Origin of the sequence: Streptomyces sp. PA03-3a, assembly GCF_033792735.1 — a bacterium.
Taxonomy (GTDB): domain Bacteria; phylum Actinomycetota; class Actinomycetes; order Streptomycetales; family Streptomycetaceae; genus Actinacidiphila.
The window spans coordinates 12334-30640 of sequence record NZ_JARAVM010000002.1 but is presented as its reverse complement, the minus strand read 5'-3'; the positions used below and the strand labels follow the sequence as shown (position 1 = coordinate 30640).

Annotated in this window: 17 protein-coding genes; 11 read left to right on the top strand and 6 right to left on the bottom strand. The window is 71.8% G+C overall.

Features of this window, described 5'->3' with window-relative positions; genetic code table 11:
• Positions 1-25: 25 nt before the first annotated feature.
• The 6 genes from PV342_RS02320 to PV342_RS02295 all read right to left on the bottom strand — a co-directional run bounded on the left by PV342_RS02320 (position 26) and on the right by PV342_RS02295 (position 6299).
• Complete coding sequence (locus PV342_RS02320) at positions 26-1063, bottom strand: Gfo/Idh/MocA family protein (protein WP_386986560.1); 1038 nt, start codon at positions 1061-1063, stop codon at positions 26-28.
• 106 nt (positions 1064-1169) lie between these two features.
• A complete protein-coding gene (locus PV342_RS02315) occupies positions 1170-2189 on the bottom strand; it encodes a Gfo/Idh/MocA family protein (protein WP_018563033.1) in 1020 nt (339 codons plus the stop codon).
• A gap of 31 nt (positions 2190-2220) precedes the next feature.
• Positions 2221-3132, bottom strand: coding sequence for a sugar phosphate isomerase/epimerase family protein (locus PV342_RS02310; RefSeq protein ID WP_386986555.1), 912 nt, complete (start codon positions 3130-3132; stop codon positions 2221-2223).
• Between the two features lie 193 nt (positions 3133-3325).
• A complete protein-coding gene (locus tag PV342_RS02305) occupies positions 3326-4201 on the bottom strand; it encodes an ATP-binding cassette domain-containing protein (RefSeq protein ID WP_361006456.1) in 876 nt (291 codons plus the stop codon).
• A gap of 5 nt (positions 4202-4206) precedes the next feature.
• Entirely contained in the window at positions 4207-5280 is a 1074-nt protein-coding gene (locus tag PV342_RS02300) for an ABC transporter permease (RefSeq protein ID WP_400796124.1), read from the bottom strand.
• 5 nt (positions 5281-5285) lie between these two features.
• The gene (locus PV342_RS02295; protein WP_400796127.1) at positions 5286-6299 is read right to left on the bottom strand and encodes a sugar ABC transporter substrate-binding protein; all 1014 of its coding nucleotides are present in this window, start codon (positions 6297-6299) and stop codon (positions 5286-5288) included.
• 274 nt (positions 6300-6573) lie between these two features.
• On the opposite strand from PV342_RS02295, the gene iolC reads away from it, so the two are divergent.
• From iolC to pcaDC, 11 genes are all read left to right on the top strand, one after another.
• Positions 6574-7521 (top strand): 5-dehydro-2-deoxygluconokinase, encoded by a 948-nt coding sequence (iolC, locus tag PV342_RS02290; protein ID WP_018563028.1) that lies wholly within the window; start codon positions 6574-6576, stop codon positions 7519-7521.
• Positions 7522-7553: 32 nt separating this feature from the next.
• On the top strand, positions 7554-8432 hold the full coding sequence (locus PV342_RS02285) for a Cgl0159 family (beta/alpha)8-fold protein (RefSeq protein WP_018563027.1): 879 nt from the start codon (positions 7554-7556) through the stop codon (positions 8430-8432).
• A gap of 37 nt (positions 8433-8469) precedes the next feature.
• Positions 8470-9375, top strand: coding sequence for a 5-deoxy-glucuronate isomerase (iolB, locus tag PV342_RS02280; RefSeq protein WP_500315698.1), 906 nt, complete (start codon positions 8470-8472; stop codon positions 9373-9375).
• Positions 9375-11246, top strand: coding sequence for a 3D-(3,5/4)-trihydroxycyclohexane-1,2-dione acylhydrolase (decyclizing) (iolD, locus tag PV342_RS02275; RefSeq protein WP_500315697.1), 1872 nt, complete (start codon positions 9375-9377; stop codon positions 11244-11246). Before iolB ends, iolD begins: the two co-directional genes overlap by 1 nt.
• A gap of 194 nt (positions 11247-11440) precedes the next feature.
• Positions 11441-12160, top strand: a complete 720-nt coding sequence (locus PV342_RS02270; protein ID WP_037733049.1) for a GntR family transcriptional regulator — start codon at positions 11441-11443, stop codon at positions 12158-12160.
• An 86-nt stretch (positions 12161-12246) separates the two neighbouring features.
• Positions 12247-13257, top strand: coding sequence for a sugar ABC transporter substrate-binding protein (locus PV342_RS02265; protein WP_392607254.1), 1011 nt, complete (start codon positions 12247-12249; stop codon positions 13255-13257).
• On the top strand, positions 13254-14276 hold the full coding sequence (locus PV342_RS02260; protein ID WP_018563022.1) for an ABC transporter permease: 1023 nt from the start codon (positions 13254-13256) through the stop codon (positions 14274-14276). The genes PV342_RS02265 and PV342_RS02260 overlap by 4 nt, the downstream gene beginning before the upstream one ends.
• Entirely contained in the window at positions 14273-15052 is a 780-nt protein-coding gene (locus PV342_RS02255) for an ATP-binding cassette domain-containing protein (RefSeq protein WP_400796146.1), read from the top strand. Before PV342_RS02260 ends, PV342_RS02255 begins: the two co-directional genes overlap by 4 nt.
• Before the next feature lie 199 nt (positions 15053-15251).
• Entirely contained in the window at positions 15252-16370 is a 1119-nt protein-coding gene (locus PV342_RS02250) for an ROK family glucokinase (protein ID WP_386986525.1), read from the top strand.
• A gap of 5 nt (positions 16371-16375) precedes the next feature.
• Positions 16376-16897 carry a hypothetical protein gene (locus PV342_RS02245; protein WP_361006550.1) on the top strand — a complete coding sequence of 174 codons (522 nt, stop codon included), beginning with the start codon at positions 16376-16378 and terminating at the stop codon, positions 16895-16897.
• A gap of 84 nt (positions 16898-16981) precedes the next feature.
• Positions 16982-18274: a bifunctional 3-oxoadipate enol-lactonase/4-carboxymuconolactone decarboxylase PcaDC gene (gene pcaDC / locus PV342_RS02240; RefSeq protein ID WP_500315696.1), complete on the top strand. Its 1293-nt coding sequence runs from the start codon at positions 16982-16984 to the stop codon at positions 18272-18274.
• The last annotated feature ends 33 nt before the right edge of the window (positions 18275-18307 follow it).

Genomic DNA, 18307 nt, shown 5'->3' with positions numbered 1-18307 from the left:
GACGTGCCCGCGGCGCCCCGCGCGGTCATCCCGCGTGCTTGCCGGCGCGCTCCGCCACCTCGGCCATCTCGGCGATCGTGACCGGCCGCCGCTCGCTGCGCGAGACCTCGCACGCCTCCGCCACGAGCAGCGCGTCGAGCGCCTCGCGCCCGTCGCAGGGGTTCTCCGACCGGCCCGTCACCACCCGCAGGAAGGCGTCGATCTCCGCCCGGTACGCGTCCCCGAAGCGGTCCACGAACCCGGTCCACGGGTCGGGCACGCCCGGCGCCGCGCCCGGTTCCACGGACGTGACCGGCGTACGGGGACCGACGCCGACCGCGATCTGGTCCAGAGATCCGGCGAGTTCCATGCGGATGTCGTACCCCGCGCCGTTGTAGCGGGTGGAGGTGGCGGTCGCGAGGGTGCCGTCGTCGAGGGTGAGGAGTGCCGCCGCCGTGTCCACGTCGCCCGCCTCGCGGAAGAAGTCGGCCCCTCCGTTGGCACCCATGGCGTACACCTCGACGACCTCACGGCCGGTCACCCACCGCACCGCGTCGAAGTCGTGGATCAGGCAGTCCCGGTAGAGCCCGCCGGACAGCGGCACGAACTCCGGCGGCGGGGGCGCCATGTCGGAGGTCAGCGCACGTACGGTGTGCAGCCGTCCGAGCCGGCCGGCCCGGACGGCCGCGCGGGCGGCGCGGTAGCCGGGGTCGAAGCGGCGCTGGAAGCCCATCTGGAGGACGGTGCCGGCCTCCTCGACCTCACGCAGCGCGGTGACCGTCGACTCCAGGTCGAGGGCGACCGGCTTCTCGCAGTAGGCGGGGAGCCCGGCCCGCACCGCGCGCGAGATCAGCCCGGCGTGGGCGGCGGTCGCCGAGGCGATGACGACGGCGTCCGCGCCGTCCGCGAACGCCGCGTCGACCGAGGCCGCCGCCCGGGCCCCGGCACCGATCCGCGCGGCGGCCTCGGCGGCCCGCGCGGTGTCGGCGTCCGCGAGGACCAGTTCGGAGACCTCGGGATGGGCGTGGAGGGTGGCCGCGTGGAAGGAGCCGAGGCGCCCGACGCCGAAGAGGACAACGCGCATGTACGGGGGTGCCTTTCTCACGGGTGCGGTGAAGGCGCGGGCGGGGCGGCCAGGGAGTAACCGCCCCACCCGCGCCGGATCCGGGGTGGCCGGGGACGTGCGTCCCTCAGCGGTAGAACGCCGGACGGCCTACCAGTTCGACCTCGACGCGCCCGCCCTCGCTCTGCGAGCGGACGCCGGCCTCGCAGACCGCCGCGGCGGCGTAGCCGTCCCAGACACTGGGGCCGGTGACCTCGCCGCGCCGGGTGGCGTCGACCCAGGCCTGGACCTCGCGGTCGTAGGCGTCGGCGAAGCGTTCCACGAAGTCCTGGGCGATCGTGCCGCCCCAGCGCCCCGCGGTGTTGACGAGCAGGTCGTGCGCGTCGCCGATGCGGGCGCTGCCGTGTTCGCAGACCGCCTCGGCCTGCACCTGGTAGCCGAAACCGCAGTTGAGGTAGACCTCGACGTCGACGATCGCGCCGCCGTCGGTCTCGAAGACCACGAACTGCGGGTCGTCCAGGCCCTCGGGCGCGTTGGCGGAGGGACGCGGGCGCAGCACGGTGACGGCGGTGATCTCCTGGCCGAGCAGCCAGCGGGTCACGTCCATCTCGTGTACGAGGGAGTCGTTGACGAGGTTGGCGTTGGTGAAGCCGGGCGGGATGCTCGCGTTGCGGTGCCGGTTGTGCAGCATCAGCGTCCGGCCCAGTTCACCGCTGTCCAGCAGCGTCTTGAGCCTGGTGTACTCCGCGTCGTAGCGCCGCATGAAGCCGACCTGAACCCGACGGTGCCCGAGCCGCTGTTCGGCCTCCATCACCCGCAGCGCGGAGGCGGCGTCGGGTGTGAGCGGCTTCTCGCACAGCACCGGCAGGTCGTGCTCGAAGGCGGTGAGCAGCGCCGCCTCGTGGGCGGGGCCGGGAGAGGCGATCAGGACGGCGTCCACGTCGGCCGCGGCCATGGCCGCCGCGGGGTCGGTGTAGGCCGTGCAGCCCTCGACGCCGTCGGCGACCGCCTTCACACGTTCGGCGTCGACGTCGACGACGGCGGTCACCCGGGCGCCGCTCACGACGTCGTTGATGCGGCGTACGTGGTCGGCGCCCATCTTGCCGGTCCCGATGACGGCGACCCCGAGCGGTCCGTGCTGCGTCATGATGCGTGTCTTCCCTTTCGTGGGCGGTGCGTCAGGCACCGCAGGAGCGCAGGAACTTCCGGGTGCGCTGCGCGATGGGCAGCGGCCGCTCCGGCTCGCAGGGGTACATGTCCTGCTCGACGATGGCGAACAGGTCGACGCCCAGGCCCTGGGCGGCGGCCAGCACCGGTTCCAGGGCGGGCACCCCGCCCGGCGGCTCGCACATGACGCCGCGCTGCACGGCCGGGCCGAAGGGGACCCCGTTCTTGACGACGTCGGCGAGGATCTCCGGGTCGACCTGCTTCAGGTGCAGGTAGCCGATCCTCTCCCCGTAGGTCTCGATGAGCTTGACGCTGTCGCCGCCGCAGTAGGCGTAGTGGCCGGTGTCCAGGCAGAGGCTGACCAGGCCCGGGTCGGTGGCGTCGAGGAAGCGCTCGACGTGCTCCTCGGTGTCGATGTGCGTGTCGGCGTGCGGGTGGACCACGATGTCCAGGCCGTAGGTGTCGCGGACCTGGCGGCCCAGCCGCTCCATGCCGGTGGCGAGGTGTCCCCACTGCTCGGCGGTGAGCTCGCGCGGCTCGAGGATCTCGGCGGTCTTGTCGTCGCGCCAGAAGGACGGGATGACCACCAGGTGCCGGGCGTCCATGGCCTGGGCGAGCGCCGCGACCTGGCCGACGTGCTCCCAGGTGGCGTCCCAGACCGACGGACCGCGGTGCAGGGAGGTGAAGACGGTGCCGGCGGAGACCTTCAGGCCCCGGCGCACGGTCTCCTCGGTGAGCCGGGCCGGGTCGGTCGGCAGATAGCCGTACGGGCCGAGCTCGATCCACTCGTAGCCCGACTGGGAGACCTCGTCGAGGAAGCGCTGCCAGGGCACCTGCTGCGGGTCGTCGGGGAACCAGACGCCCCACGAGTCGGGCGCGGAGCCGATCCGGATCCGGTCCAGAACGGGGGAGGGGGCAGTCATGAGGAGGGCTCCTCTCGCCGGTCGCCGCGGACCGGTCGTGGTTCGGTAGGGCGGCCCGTCAGGGCGGTGGTACGGATGCCCGCGGAGCTCCGTGGTCCCGCTGGAAGCTTCGCCGTCCGGCCGGGCAGCCGTCAAGAGTTGGTCCTGACATACGGACGTCATGTCAGGCTGGGGGGAGTCCGGGGCCGCTCCCTCACGGGGAGGGGCGGCCCTCGGCCAGGTCCTCCAGTTCGGGCAGTTCCTCCACGTCGACACCGCGGACCTGGGCCAGTTCGTGCTTGAGCGCGGCCAGCTCGGCGCCGCCCGCCATGTGGTTGGTCAGCTCTTCCAGGGAGACCTCCTCGCGGCGCGCGCTCAGTTCCAGGGTGCCCAGCCGCAGGACGGAGAAGTGGTCGCCCACCATGAACGCGTGGTGCGGATTGTGGGTGATGAAGATGACGCCCAGGCCCCGGTCGCGTGCGGCCGCGATGTACTTCAGGACGACCCCCGACTGCTTGACGCCCAGCGCCGCGGTCGGCTCGTCCAGGATCAGCACCCGCGCACCGAAGTGGACCGCGCGGGCGATGGCCACGGACTGCCGCTGGCCGCCGGAGAGGGTGCCGATGGGCTGTTCGAGGTCGTCCAGGACGATGCCCATCGCCCGCAGTTCCTCGTCCGCGGTCCGTTTCATCCGGGCGATGTCCAGGCGGCGTACGGGCCAGGGGCCGCGGGTCAGCTCGGAGCCGAGGAAGAAGTTCCGCCAGACCGGCATCAGCGGAACGGTCGCCAGGTCCTGGTAGACCGCGGCGATGCCGCGGTCCAGGGCCTCCCGCGGGGTGTTCAGCCGTACGGGCGCGCCGTCGATGCGGAACTCGCCCTCGGTGTGCCGGTGCAGCCCGGAGATGATCTTGATCAGTGTGGACTTGCCCGCGCCGTTGTCGCCGAGGACGCAGGTGACCTGCCCCGGACGGACGGCCAGGTCGACCCCGTGCAGGGCGCGGACGTTGCCGTAGCTCTTGCCCACCCCGTCCAGTTCGACAAGGGGCTCGGTGCCGGCGGCGGTGCCGCCGGCCGTGGTGGCAGTGGTCATCGGGCTCACCTCCGGGTCGCCGTGCGGCGGACCCACAGATTGACGAGGGTCGCGATCAGGAGCATCACGCCGAGGAAGAACTTGAACCAGTCGGGGTTCCAGTTGGCGTACACGATGCCCTGCGAGACCATCCCGAAGATGAAGGCGCCGATCACCGAGCCGATCGCCGAACCGTAGCCGCCGGTGAGCAGGCAGCCGCCGATGACCGCCGCGATGATGTACAGGAACTCGTTGCCGACGCCCTCACCGGACTGCACCGCGTTGAACGAGAAGAGCAGGTGCATACCGGTGAACCAGGCGCCGAAGCCCACCGCCATGAACAGCGCGATCTTGGTGAAGGCCACCGGTACGCCGACCGCCCGCGCGCTGTCCTTGTTCCCGCCGACCGCGAAGGTCCAGTTGCCGAACCTGGTGCGCAGCAGCACCCAGGTGGCGAGGGCCGCGAAGCCCAGCCACCACAGCACCGTCACCTTGAGCTGGACACCGCCGACGCCGATCTCCGAGGCGAACACGGCGCGCGCCTGGTCGAAGCCGTCCATGTCGCTGATGGAGTCGGTGGCGACGTTGTCGGTGAAGATCTTGGTGACCGCCAGGTTGAGGCCCTGCAGCATCAGGAAGGTGGCCAGGGTGATGAGGAAGCTGGGCAGTCCCGTCCTCACCAGCATGTAGCCGTTGAGCGCCCCGATGCCCAGGGACACCACCAGGGCGACGGCCACGCCCGTCCAGACGTTCATGCTCAGCTGGAAGCTGAACATGCTCGCGGTCAGCGCCGACGCGGTCACCGCGACGCCGGCCGAGAGGTCGAACTCGCCGCCGATCATCAGCAGGGCCACGGGCAGCGCCATGATGCCCATGACCGACGCCTGGTAGAGCACGGTCGCCAGCGAACCGGCCTCGCGGAAGGACGGCGCCACCGCGAAGAAGAAGAGGTAGACCGCGACGGCGGCGATCAGCGCGCCGATCTCCGGGCGGGCCAGCGTCCGGCGCAGCAGCGAGCGTTCGGCGGTGCGGCCGTCCGCCTCGGAGGCGGGCGCCGCGGGTGGTGAGGGGGACGCCGCGGGGGCGGCTGCCTGGGACACAGGGATCACCGGGTGCCCTTCGCGGCGAACGCGGCCACGGACTCGACGTTGTCCTTGTCGACGAAGGCCGGGCCGGTCAGGACCGGTGCCACGCCGCCGCCGCTGACGTTGCCGTTGGTCTTGTACAGCCACAGGGAGTCGACGGACAGGTAGCCCTGCAGGTACGGCTGCTGGTCGACGGCGAACTGCACCCCGCCGTCCTGGACGGCCTTGACCAGGTCCTTGTTGAGGTCGAACGTGCCGACCTTGGCCTTGCTTCCGGCGTCCGCGACCGACTGGACGGCGGTCAGCGCGAAGGGCGCGCCCAGGGTGACGACGTAGTCGATGCCGGAGTCCTGCTTGAGCTTCGCGGTGATCGTGGACTTCACCGACGGCATGTCCGTGCCGTTGACGTAGAGGTTCTCGGTCTTCCCCTTGAACGTCTTCTTCACGCCGGCGCAGCGGGCCTCGAGGGCGACGTGGCCCTGTTCGTGGATCACGCAGATGTTGTGCTTGGCGCCCAGGTCGTTGAGCTTGTCGCCCAGCGCCTCGCCGGCGACGCTCTCGTCCTGTCCGAAGTACTCCAGCAGCCCCTGGTCCTTCCAGTCGTCCAGGCCCGCGTTGAAGCCGACCACCGGGATGCCCGCGGCCTCCGCCTTGGCGACGACGTCCTTCATGGCCTCGGGCTTGGCCAGGGTGACGGCTATACCGTCGACCTTCTGGTCGATCGCGTTCTGGATCAGGTTGGCCTGCGTCGCGGCGTTGGGGTCGTTGGAGTAGATCAGTTCGACGTTGTCCTTGGCGGCCGCGGCCTGGGCGCCCTTGCGGATCAGGTCCCAGAAGGTGTCGCCGGGGGCCGCGTGCGTGACCATCGCGATCTTCATCCGCGGGGTGTCCGCCTTGCCCGCGGCGGCGGCGTCCGGCGACTCCTCGGCCTTCTTCCCTCCTGAGCTGCTGGAACAGCCGGCTGCGAGGAGGAGCGCGGCGGCGGAGAGGGCCGCGACGGCGGAGATCCGACGGTTTCTGCGAGAGCGTTCCATGTTCCTGCACCTCACTGCGGTGGGAGGGAGAAGAGGACGGACGTGTTCACATGGCCGGGTGCTGCACGGGAGCAAACCCCTCCCCGGGGTCCCTGTCAAGACTTTGTCAAGACATCAATTCATCTCGACGTAACGACAAGGTAACGACCCGGACGTCCGGCAGACGGTACGTTCGTATGTAAGGACATAGTGTTGACATCCCGCGACCGGGCGGGCTAGACCTGACAGGGCCGCAGAGCGACCCCCCGGTGACGCACGACGAGGAGTCACGCCCATGACCGAGCCGTACGACCTGATCACGATGGGCCGGATCGGGGTTGACCTCTACCCGCTGCAGACCGGCGTCCCGCTGCCCCAGGTCGAGACGTTCGGCAAGTTCCTCGGCGGCTCCGCCACCAACGTCGCGGTCGCCGCCGCCCGCCTCGGGCGCCGCACCGCCGTCATCACCCGCACCGGCGACGACCCCTTCGGCACCTACTGCCACCAGGCGCTCGACGAGTTCGGGGTCGACGACCGCTACGTCACCCCGGTCGCCGCGTACCCGACGCCCGTCACCTTCTGCGAGATCTTCCCGCCGGACGACTTCCCGCTCTACTTCTACCGGCTCCCGAAGGCTCCCGACCTGGAGATCCACGCCGACGAGCTGGACCTGGACGCCGTCCGGGCCGCCCGCATCTTCTGGATGACCGGAACCGGCCTGTGCGCCGAGCCGAGCCGCACCGCCACGCTCACCGCCCTCGAGGCCAGGGCGCGGCGCGGCACCACCGTCTTCGACCTCGACTGGCGCCCCATGTTCTGGAAGGACCCGGAAGAGGCCCGCCCCTACTACGCTCGGGCGCTGGCCTCGGCCACCGTCGCCGTCGGCAACCTCGACGAGTGCGAGATCGCCACCGGGGTGCGCGAACCGCGCGCCGCGGCCGAGGCGCTGCTCGCCGCCGGTGCCGAACTCGCCGTCGTCAAGCAGGGCCCCAAGGGCGTGCTCGCCGTCCACCGCGACGGCACCACCGCCGAGGTGCCGCCGGTGCCCGTCGAGGTGGTCAACGGGCTCGGCGCGGGCGACGCCTTCGGCGGCTCCCTCTGCCACGGGCTGCTCGCCGGCTGGGAACTGGAACGGATCATGAGCCATGCCAACGCCGCGGGCGCGATCGTCGCCTCCCGTCTCGCCTGCTCCTCCGCGATGCCCACCGCGTCGGAGGTCCAGGACCTCCTCGGCCGCGGCTGACGGTCCGCCCTCTGCCCGAAAGTGAGCTCCTCTTGAGCATCAGCATCTCCGACCTGGTGAAGGTGCGGACCCACCACCCCGAGGCGATCGCCGAGGCCGCCGCCCGCCGTGTCCGGCGCCCGCTCGTCGGTGACAGCGGCCGGCTGATGATCCTCGCCGCGGACCACCCCGCGCGGGGCGCCTTCGCCGTGGGGGACCGCGAGTTCGCCATGGCCAACCGCGTCGACCTGCTGGAGCGGCTGTGCACCGCGCTCTCCCGTCCCGGTGTGGACGGGGTCCTCGGCACCGCGGACATCCTGGAGGACCTGCTGCTGCTCGGCGCGCTCGAGGGCAAGGTCGTCATGGGGTCGATGAACCGCGGCGGCCTGGCCGGCGCCTCCTTCGAGCTCGACGATCGCTTCACCGGCCACCGCGCCCAGGACATAGCCAGGCTCGGCTTCGACGCGGGCAAGCTGCTGCTGCGCATCAGCTACGAGGACAGCGGCTCGCTGAGCACCATGGTCGCCACCGCCCGCGCCATCGACGAGATGGCCGAGCACCGGCTCCCGGTCTTCGTCGAGCCCTTCATATCCCGCCGCGTCGACGGCCGGGTCCGCAACGACCTCAGCGCGGAGGCCGTCACCAAGTCCATCGCCATCGCCTCGGGTCTCGCCGGGACCTCCGCCTACACCTGGCTCAAGGTGCCCGTCACCGAGGACGTCGACGACATGGCCACCGTCATGGAGGCCTCCACCCTGCCCGCCGTCCTGCTCGGTGGAGAGGTGGGCAGGGAACAGGACGCGGTCTACGAGAAGTGGCGCAAGGCGCTGCGGCTGCCCACCGTCCAGGGCCTGGTCGTCGGCCGCACCCTGCTCTACCCGCCGGAGGGCAGCGTGGAGACCGCCGTCGACACCGCCGTCGGTCTGCTGTGAAGACCGGTCGAACCGCGAGAAGTGCGAGGCCCACGCCATGACCAGCACCGAGAACCACCTGGCCGCCGGGAAGGCCGCCGCCGGCCCGTACGCCGTCGACGTCGACCCCGGCCGGGCCGGCTGGGACCACTCCTCCCTGCGGATCCTGGACCTTCCGCGCGGCGGACGGCACGAGTTCACCACGGGCGACAGCGAGTGGATTGTGCTCCCGCTCTCCGGCGGCTGCGAGGTCTCCGCCCAGGGCGACACGTTCCGGCTCGCCGGGCGCGAGAGCGTGTTCACGGCGGTCAGCGACTTCGCGTACGTGCCGCGCGACGAGACGGTGACCCTCACCACCGCCTCCGGCGGCCGCTTCGCCCTGGCCGGTGCCCGCTGCGAACGCCGGCTGCCCGCCCGCTACGGACCGGCGTCCGCCGTCCCCGTCGAGCTGCGGGGGAGCGGCAGTTGCAGCCGGCAGGTCAACAACTTCGGCGCGGCCGGTGTGTTCGCGTGCGACCGCCTGATCGCGGTCGAGGTGCTCACCCCGGCGGGCAACTGGTCGTCCTTCCCGCCGCACAAGCATGACGAGGACCGCGCGGGCGAATCGCGCCTGGAGGAGATCTACTACTTCGAGATCGCCCCGGCACACGGCAGGGAGGGCATCGGCTACCAGCGCGTGTCGCCCTCCGGCAACGGCCGCAACACCGACGTCCTCGCCGAGGTCCGGGGCGGTGACGTCGTGCTCATCCCGGACGGCTGGCACGGGCCGTCGATGGCCGTCCCCGGCCACGACATGTACTACCTCAACGTCATGGCGGGCCCGGGGGAGGAGCGCGCCTGGCTGATCTGCGACCACCCCGACCACGCCTGGATCCGTGCCACCTGGCCGGACCAGCCCGTCGACCCGCGCCTGCCCCTGTACACCGCACCCGCCGCCACCGGCGAAGCCCCCGAGAGGTCCTGATGAGCAGCCAGTCCGTACGCCGCCTCACGGTCGCCCAGGCTCTGGTGCGGTTCCTGTCCGCGCAGTACACCGAGCGCGACGGGGTCCGCCGCCGGCTCGTCGCCGGCACGTGGGGCATCTTCGGCCACGGAAACGTCGCCGGCATCGGCCAGGCGCTGGTGGAGTACCGGCAGGAGATGCCGTACCACCAGGGCCGCAACGAGCAGGCCATGGTGCACGCCGCCGTCGGCTACGCCCGCCAGCTCGACCGGCTGTCCGCGCAGGCCGTCACCACCTCCATCGGCCCCGGCGCCACCAACCTCGTCACCGGTGCTGCGCTCGCCACCGTCAACCGGCTGCCGGTGCTGCTGCTCCCCGGCGACTCCTTCGCCAACCGGATCCCCGACCCGGTGCTCCAGCAACTGGAGCACACCCAGTACGGCGACGTCTCCGTCAACGACGCGCTGCGCCCGGTCTCCCGCTGGTTCGACCGGATCACCCGGCCCGAGGCCCTGATCCCGTCCGCGCTCCAGGCGATGCGGGTGCTCGCCGATCCCGCCGAGACCGGCGCCGTCACGCTCGCCCTCCCGCAGGACGTCCAGACCGAGGCGTACGACTGGCCCGAGGAGTTCTTCGCCGAGCGCGTCTGGCACGTACGCCGTCCGGCCCCCGAGGCCGCCGAGCTCGCCGCCGCCGCGGAGGCGGTGCGCACCGCCCGGCGCCCGCTGATCATCGCGGGCGGCGGCGTCCACCACAGCGAGGCCGAGCCGGCCCTGCGCGCACTGGTCGAGGCGACCGGCATCCCCGTGGCCTCCACACAGGCCGGCAAGGGCTCGCTGCGCCACGACCACCCGGCCGACCTCGGCGGCGTCGGCCACACCGGCACCGCCGTCGCCGACGACATCGCGCGCACCGCCGACCTGGTCATCGGCGTGGGCACCCGCTACACCGACTTCACCACCGCCTCCTCCACGCTCTTCGCCGCGCCCGGGGTGCGCTTCCTCAACCTCAACATCACCGGCTCCGACGCCCACAAGCTCGGCGCCCGCACCCTGGTCGGCGACGCCCGCGCGAGCCTCGAAGCCCTCGCCCAGGCCGTGGCGGGACACCGCGTCGCGCCGGAGTACGAGGCCGAGTACCGCGCCGGCAAGGAGCGCTGGGAGCGAGTCGTGGACGCCGCGTACGCCGCGGACGACACCGACCGCCCCACCCAGACCCAGGTCCTCGGCGCCCTGGACTCGGTGGTCGGCGAGGACGACGTGCTGATCAACGCCGCCGGCTCCCTCCCCGGTGACCTGCACAAGCTGTGGCGCGCCCGCTCCCCGCGCCAGTACCACCTGGAGTACGGCTACTCGTGCATGGGCTACGAGATCCCGGCCTCCATCGGCGTGCGGATGGCGGCGCCCGACCGTCCCGTGTGGGCGCTCGTCGGCGACGGCACCTACCTGATGATGCCGACGGAGATCGTGACCGCCGTCCAGGAGGGCGTGAACATCAACCTCCTCCTCATCCAGAACCACGGCTACGCCTCCATCGGCGGGCTGTCCTCCGAGGTCGGCGGCGAGCGCTACGGCACCGCCTACCGCTATCGCGCCGCCGACGGCTCCTTCACCGGCGACCCGCTCCCCGTGGACCTCGCCGCCAACGCCGCCAGCCTCGGGATGGACGTGCTGCGCGCCGAGACCGTGCGCGAACTGCGCGAGGCGCTGGCCGCCGCCCGTGCCTCCGACCGCCCGACCTGCGTGTACGTCGAGACCGACCCCACACCCACGGCCCCCGACGCCCAGGCCTGGTGGGACGTGCCGGTCGCCGAGACGGCCTCCCGCGAGGCGGCCGTCGAGGCCCGCAAGTCCTATGAGCGGCACCTGGGCGACCGCCGCCGCCACCTGTGATGAGGCAGCCCGGAACCCGCTCCTGAACCCGCTCCCGAACCCCGCACCACCGACCGCACCGGCCCGTCCGCAGGCTCGCGAGAAGGCGTGGATCCAAATGTTCGGACAATGTGATGTCAGAGTTTCCTGAGATCGAGACCGGCGGATACGCTCCCCCTGTGTCCAAAGCAGAGTCCGCGCCGCTCGAGTTCGAGGTGGACCGCTCCAGTCCGGTGCCGCTGTACTACCAGCTCGCCCAGCAGCTGGAGGGTGCCATCGAGCACGGCAGGCTCGCCCCCGGCAGCCTCCTGGGCAACGAGATCGAACTCGCCGGACGTCTCGGCCTCTCCCGGCCGACCGTCCGGCAGGCCATCCAGTCCCTCGTGGACAAGGGGCTGCTGGTGCGCCGGCGCGGGGTGGGCACCCAGGTCGTGCACAGCCAGGTCAAGCGGCCCCTGGAGCTGAGCAGCCTCTTCGACGACCTCCAGGCCGCCGGGCAGAGTCCCGCCACCCAGGTGCTGCGCAACGAGACCGAGCCGGCCACCGCGCAGGTCGCCGCCGCTCTCGGAGTCGCCGAAGGCAGTGACGTCGTCGTCCTCCAGCGGCTGCGCTTCACCCATGGTGAGCCGATGGCCCACATGTGCAACTACCTGCCGCCCGGACTCATCCCCCTGGACAACGCCAAGCTGGAGTCCACCGGGCTCTACCGCATGATGCGCGCCGCCGGGATCACCCTGCACAGCGCCCGTCAGTCGGTCGGAGCGCGCTGCGCCACCGAGGCGGAGGGTGAGCTGCTCGCCGAGGAGCCGGGAGCCGCGCTGCTCACCATGAGCCGGACGACGTACGACGACACCGGACGGGCCGTCGAGTACGGCACGCACATCTACCGCGCATCCCGCTACGCCTTCGAGTTCCAGCTGCTCGTACGGGCCTGAACGGCCGCGGAACCCCCCCTTCCGCAAGCATCGCCCCCTGTGACGGATACTTGGTCGGTTCCAAGACCAGCAGGGAAAGGCACGACGTGGAGAGCGCGAACAGGGGAAAGCGTGCGCTCGGTGCGCTACTGACAGTGGTCATCGGTGTGGCGCTGGCGGGCTGCAGCAGCACCGGGGGCCTGCGCGCGGAGCAGCGGGCCAAGGAGGCCCAGGCCAACGGTTCGGCCGTCGACACACCGAGGTGGACGGTCGCCATGGTCACCCACGCCGGTGCCGGCGACAGCTTCTGGGACATCGTCCAGAAGGGCGCCCGGCAGGCCGCCGCCAAGGACAACATCAAGTTCCTGTACTCCAACAGCGACCAGGGCAAGGACCAGGCGCAGCTGGTGCAGACGGCCATCGACCAGAAGGTCGACGGCCTGGTCGTCACGCTCGCCAAGCCCGAGGCCATGAAGGACGTGGTCCTGAAGGCGGAGAAGGCGGGCATCCCGGTCATCACCATCAACTCCGGGTCCGCCCAGTCCAAGGATTTCGGGGCCCTGGCCCACATCGGCCAGGACGAGACCATCGCCGGCGAGGCCGTCGGCGACGAGCTCACGGAGCGCGGCAGGAAGCACGTCCTGTGCGTGCTGCACGAGCAAGGCAACGTCGGCCACGAGCAGCGCTGCGCGGGTGTGAAGAACACCTTCGAGGGCACGACGGAGAACCTCTACGTCAACGGCACCAACATGCCCGACGTCCAGTCCGCCCTCCAGGCCAAGCTGGCGGCCGACCGCTCCATCGACGCCGTCGTGACCCTCGGCGCGCCCTACGCCGCCACCGCCGCCAAGGCGAAGGAGCAGGCGGGCAGCCAGGCCGAGGTCGACACCTTCGACCTCAACGGCCAGGTCGCGGGCGCGCTGGAGGCCGGCACCATCGGCTTCGCCGTGGACCAGCAGCCGTACCTGCAGGGATACGAGGCCGTCGACCTACTGTGGCTCTACCGCTACAACGCCGACGTCCTCGGCGGCGGCAGGCCCGTGCTCACCGGCCCGCAGATCGTCACCAAGGACGACGCGGCCGCGCTGAAGGACTACGCGAAGCGGGGCACCCGATGAGCGCGGACAGTCTCGCGCCTCCGAGGCGACTCGGGCACCGCCTGTTCGGCCGCCCCGAGCTGGGCGCGGTCGTCGGCGCCGTGGCCGTCTTCGTCTTCTTCTCGGTGGCCGCCGACTCCTTCCTGCGGCCGGCGAGCCTGGGGACCGTCCTGTACGCGGCGTCCACCATCGGGATCATGGCGGTGCCGGTGGCGCTGCTGATGATCGGTGGCGAGTTCGACCTGTCGGCGGGCGTCCTGGTGACGTCCTCCGCCCTGGTGTCGTCGATGTTCAGCTACCAGATGACGGCGAACGTCTGGGTCGGGGTGGGCGTCTCGCTGCTCGTCACCCTTGCCATCGGCTTCTTCAACGGCATCATGCTGTCCCGCACCAAGCTGCCGAGCTTCATCATCACGCTGGGCACCTTCCTGATGCTCACCGGCCTCAACCTGGGCTTCACCAAGCTCATCGACGGCACGGTCAGCACCAAGTCCATCGCCGACATGGAGGGCTTCCCCTCGGCGCGTGCGCTGTTCGCCTCGCACCTGACCATCGGCGACGTCGACCTCCAGGTGACCATCCTGTGGTGGATCGCCCTGGTCGCCGTCGCGACCTGGGTGCTGCTGCGCACCCGCGCCGGCAACTGGATCTTCGCGTCCGGCGGCGGCCCCGACGCGGCCCGCGCGGTCGGTGTCCCCGTCACCCGTACGAAGACGGGCCTCTACATGGCCGTCGCCTTCTGCGCGTGGATCTCCGGGCAGCACCTGCTGTTCTCCTTCGACGTGGTGCAGTCGGGAGAGGGCATCGGCAACGAGTTCCTGTACATCATCGCCGCCGTGATCGGCGGCTGTCTGATGACCGGCGGCTACGGCTCCGCCATCGGCTCGGCGGTCGGTGCGTTCATCTTCGGCATGACCAGCAAGGGCATCGTCTACGCCGAGTGGAACCCGGACTGGTTCAAGTTCTTCCTGGGCGCCATGCTGCTGCTGGCGACGCTGCTCAACGCCTGGGTCCGCAAGCGGGCGGAGGCGGCGAAGTGACGGCCCTGGTGAAGCTGACCGGCGTCAGCAAGGCGTACGGGCACGTGCGCGCCCTGGAGGACGTCTCCCTGGAGGTCCACGCGGGGGAGATCACCTGCGTCCTCGGCGACAACGGCGCCGGGAAGTCCACCCTGATCAAGATCATCGCGGGGCTGCACCAGCACGACCGGGGCAGCTACGAGATCGAGGGCGTGCCCGTGCGCCACGCGTCCCCGCGTGAGGCGCTCGACCACGGCATCGCCACCGTGTACCAGGACCTGGCGGTCGTCCCGCTGATGCCGGTGTGGCGGAACTTCTTCCTCGGCTCCGAGCCGAGGAAGGGCCGCGGCCCCTTCAAGCGCCTGGACGTTGCCAAGATGCGGGAGACGACCCGCACGGCCCTGCGTGACATGGGCATCGACCTGCACGACGTGGACCAGTCCATCGGCACGCTGTCGGGCGGGCAGCGCCAGTGCGTCGCCATCGCCCGGGCGGTGCACTTCGGGGCCAAGGTGCTCATCCTCGACGAGCCCACGGCGGCGCTCGGTGTCCGGCAGTCCGGCGTCGTCCTGAAGTACGTCGCCGCGGCGCGGGACGCCGGGCTCGGCGTGGTCCTCATCACGCACAACCCCCATCACGCCCACCTCGTCGGCGACCGCTTCGTCCTGCTGCGCCGCGGCGCGATGACCGGCACCTACACCAGGGACGGGATCACGGTGGACGAGCTCACCCGGGAGATGGCCGGCGGCACGGACCTGGAGGCCCTCGCCCACGAGCTGCGCCGCCCGGCGCCGTGACAGCGGGGCGGGCGGCCCCGGCCGCCCGCCCCGCGCACCCGCCCGCCGTCGCCCTGGGCCGGGGGCCACGCCCCCGATACCACCGGCACTTAGAATCACTCGGAGAGACGCCCCCGACCCCGGAGAGACGAGCCTTGCGAGCGACGACCGAGCTGCAGTTCGGGACCGAGTCCGGGATCGGAACCACGGGGGTGAACCGATGAGCATGTACCGGGGTGCCGCCCGCACCTCCAGCAGCTCCACACTGCTGAGCACGGTGGGCCGCCGTGAGCGCCGCTCGCACCTCACCGCGCCCCGCGTCCCCACCGTCGGCATCGACATCGGCGGCACCAAGGTGATGGCCGGCGTGGTCGACGCGGACGGCAACATCCTGGAGAAGCTGCGCACCGAGACCCCGGACAAGAGCAAGAGCCCGAAGGTGGTGGAGGACACCATCACCGAGCTCGTCCTCGACCTGTCCGAGCGGCACGATGTGCACGCCGTCGGCATCGGCGCGGCCGGCTGGGTCGACGCCGACCGCTCGCGGGTGCTCTTCGCGCCCCACTTGTCCTGGCGGGACGAGCCGCTGAAGGCCCGCCTCACCGAACGCCTGCGGGTTCCCGTCATGGTGGACAACGACGCCAACACCGCCGCCTGGGCGGAATGGCGCTTCGGCGCGGGCCGCGGCGAGAACGACCTCGTCATGATCACGCTCGGCACCGGCATCGGCGGCGCCATCCTGGAGGACGGCCAGGTCAAGCGGGGCCGCTACGGCGTGGCGGGCGAGTTCGGCCATATGCAGGTGGTGCCCGGCGGGCACCGCTGCGCCTGCGGTAACCGCGGCTGCTGGGAGCAGTACAGCTCGGGCAACGCCCTGGTGCGCGAGGCCCGGGAGCTGGCGGCGGCCGATTCCCCGGTGGCGTACGGGATCATCGACCGGGTCGGCGGCCAGGTGCGGGAGATCACCGGTCCGCTCATCACGGAGCTCGCCCGTGAGGGTGATGCGATGTGCGTCGAGCTCTTCCAGGACATCGGCCAGTGGCTGGGCGTCGGCATCGCCAATCTCGCCGCGGCACTGGATCCTTCCTGCTTCGTCATCGGAGGCGGCGTCAGTGCGGCCGACGATCTGCTGATCGCCCCGGCCCGCGACGCGTTCCGGCGCCATCTGACCGGGCGCGGCTACCGGCCGGAGGCGCGTATCGTCAAGGCGCAGCTCGGCCCCGAGGCCGGGATGGTCGGCGCCGCGGATCTGGCGCGGCTGGTCGCGCGCCGCTTCCGGCGGGCCAACCGGCGGCGGGTCGAGCGGTACGAGCGCTACGCGAAGGTTGTCGGCAAGTGAGTGCCATGCCCCCGAGGAAGCCACCGCGCTGGGTGCAGTGGACGGTCGTCCCGCTGCTGATCCTGGTCCCGATCGGCTATGTGATCATCTCCGCGGAGCAGAGCCGGGACAGCGGCGAGGAGAAGCAGCAGCAGGCCGCCGCCACCACGCTCACCCATCTGTGGCCCACCAAGGTGCAGCGGCGGATCTACGAGGTGACGATCCCCTCCGGTTCGGCGCCGGTGGCATACCTGGAGACCAACAACTGGGCGTCCAGCTCCTTCTACGTGCAGTTTCGCACCAACCAGGGCGGCCTGGACACCTTCCTCGCCCAGTACGGCAAGAGCCGCTCCGCCCTCGCGGACGGCGAGGTGACCGTGAGCCGGAAGCAGGCCCGCACCGTGCGCTGGAACTTCGGCGCGGACGGCAGGTGGGCGGGCCTCAAGCTCAAGCAGCACGGCGACAAGCCGGACCACAACATCACGGTCGACTTCTCCAACACGGACCACCCCGTGGTCTATGTCGTGTCCACGATAAACTTCCGCTGACCGGCGCCCAGGCGCCGCAAGGGTTCCGCGCCGCCGCGGGGCCCGGCCGTCGGCGCGCGCGAACGCCTGGATAGCGTGGCGCGAGTGACCGACGAGCAGAGCCCCAAGACCCTCCAGCACCGCATCGACGGACCGCAGGACGCGCCGGTCCTGGTCCTCGGCCCCTCACTGGGCACGACGTGGCACATGTGGGACCGGCAGATACCCGAGCTGACCCGGCAATGGCGGGTCCTGCGCTACGACCTCCCGGGGCACGGCGGCGCCCCCGCCGACCCCTCGATCTCCACCGCGGACCTCGCCGACCGCCTGCTGCGCACCTTGGACGAGGCCGGCGTCGAGCGCTTCGGCTACGCGGGCTGCGCCTTCGGCGGCGCCATCGGCACCCAGCTCGCGCTGCGGGCCCCGCAGCGCGTCGCCTCGCTCGCCCTGGTCTCCTCGGCAGCCCGCTTCGGCACGCCCGACGCCTGGCGGCAGCTCGGGGTGGTCGTCCGCGCCAACGGCCTGGAGCAGATCGCCCTGAGCGCCCCCGAGCGCTGGTTCGCCCCCGCCTTCCGTGACGTCCAGGCCGCCATCGTGGACTGGTCAGTCCAGATGGCCCGGGCCGTCGACCCTCGGTGCTACATCGCCGCCTGCGAGGCGCTGGCCACCCACGACGTGCGCGCCGAGCTGGGCCTGATCACCGTGCCGACGCTGGTCCTGGGCGGAGCCGAGGACCAGGTGACGCCACCCGCCGACGCCCGGGCCCTGGTCGCCGGGATACCCGACGCGCGGCTCGCGGTCGTCCCCGGAGCCTCGCACCTGGTGCCGGTGGAGCAGCCCGCCGCCGTGGGCGAGCTCCTCGCCCGCCACTTCGAGGCCACCTGGACCCAGCAGCCCGCGGTCGTGGCCGTACCCGCGCAGCCCGCTCCCGTCGTCCCTGCGCCGGTACCGGCGGCGGTACCGGCGGCGGCCCCCGTGCGGCCCGTCCCGCGGCACGCGGGCGGCGCCGCGGCCGGGCCGGACCGGTACGCCGAGGGCGACCGCACCCGGCGCGAGCTGCTGGGCGACGCGTACGTCGACCGGGCGGCCGAGGAGACCGAGGAGGCCGCCGGGGACTTCGAGGACTTCGTCACCCGCTACGCCTGGGGCGAGGTCTGGAACCGGCCCGGGCTCGACCGGCGGACCCGCAGCGTCATCACCCTGACCGCGCTCGTCGCCGGCGGCCACCACACGGAACTGGCCGCGCACACCAAGGCCGCGCTGCGCGGCGGCCTCACCCCGGCCGAGATCGAGGAGGTGCTGCTGCACACCGCCGTCTACTGCGGGGTGCCCGCCGCCACCTCCGCCTTCGCGGTGGCGCGGCGCGTCATCCGGGAGGAGACTCGGCCACGGGAGTGAGCCCGCGCGCACGGCGACCTGGTCGCCCCGTCA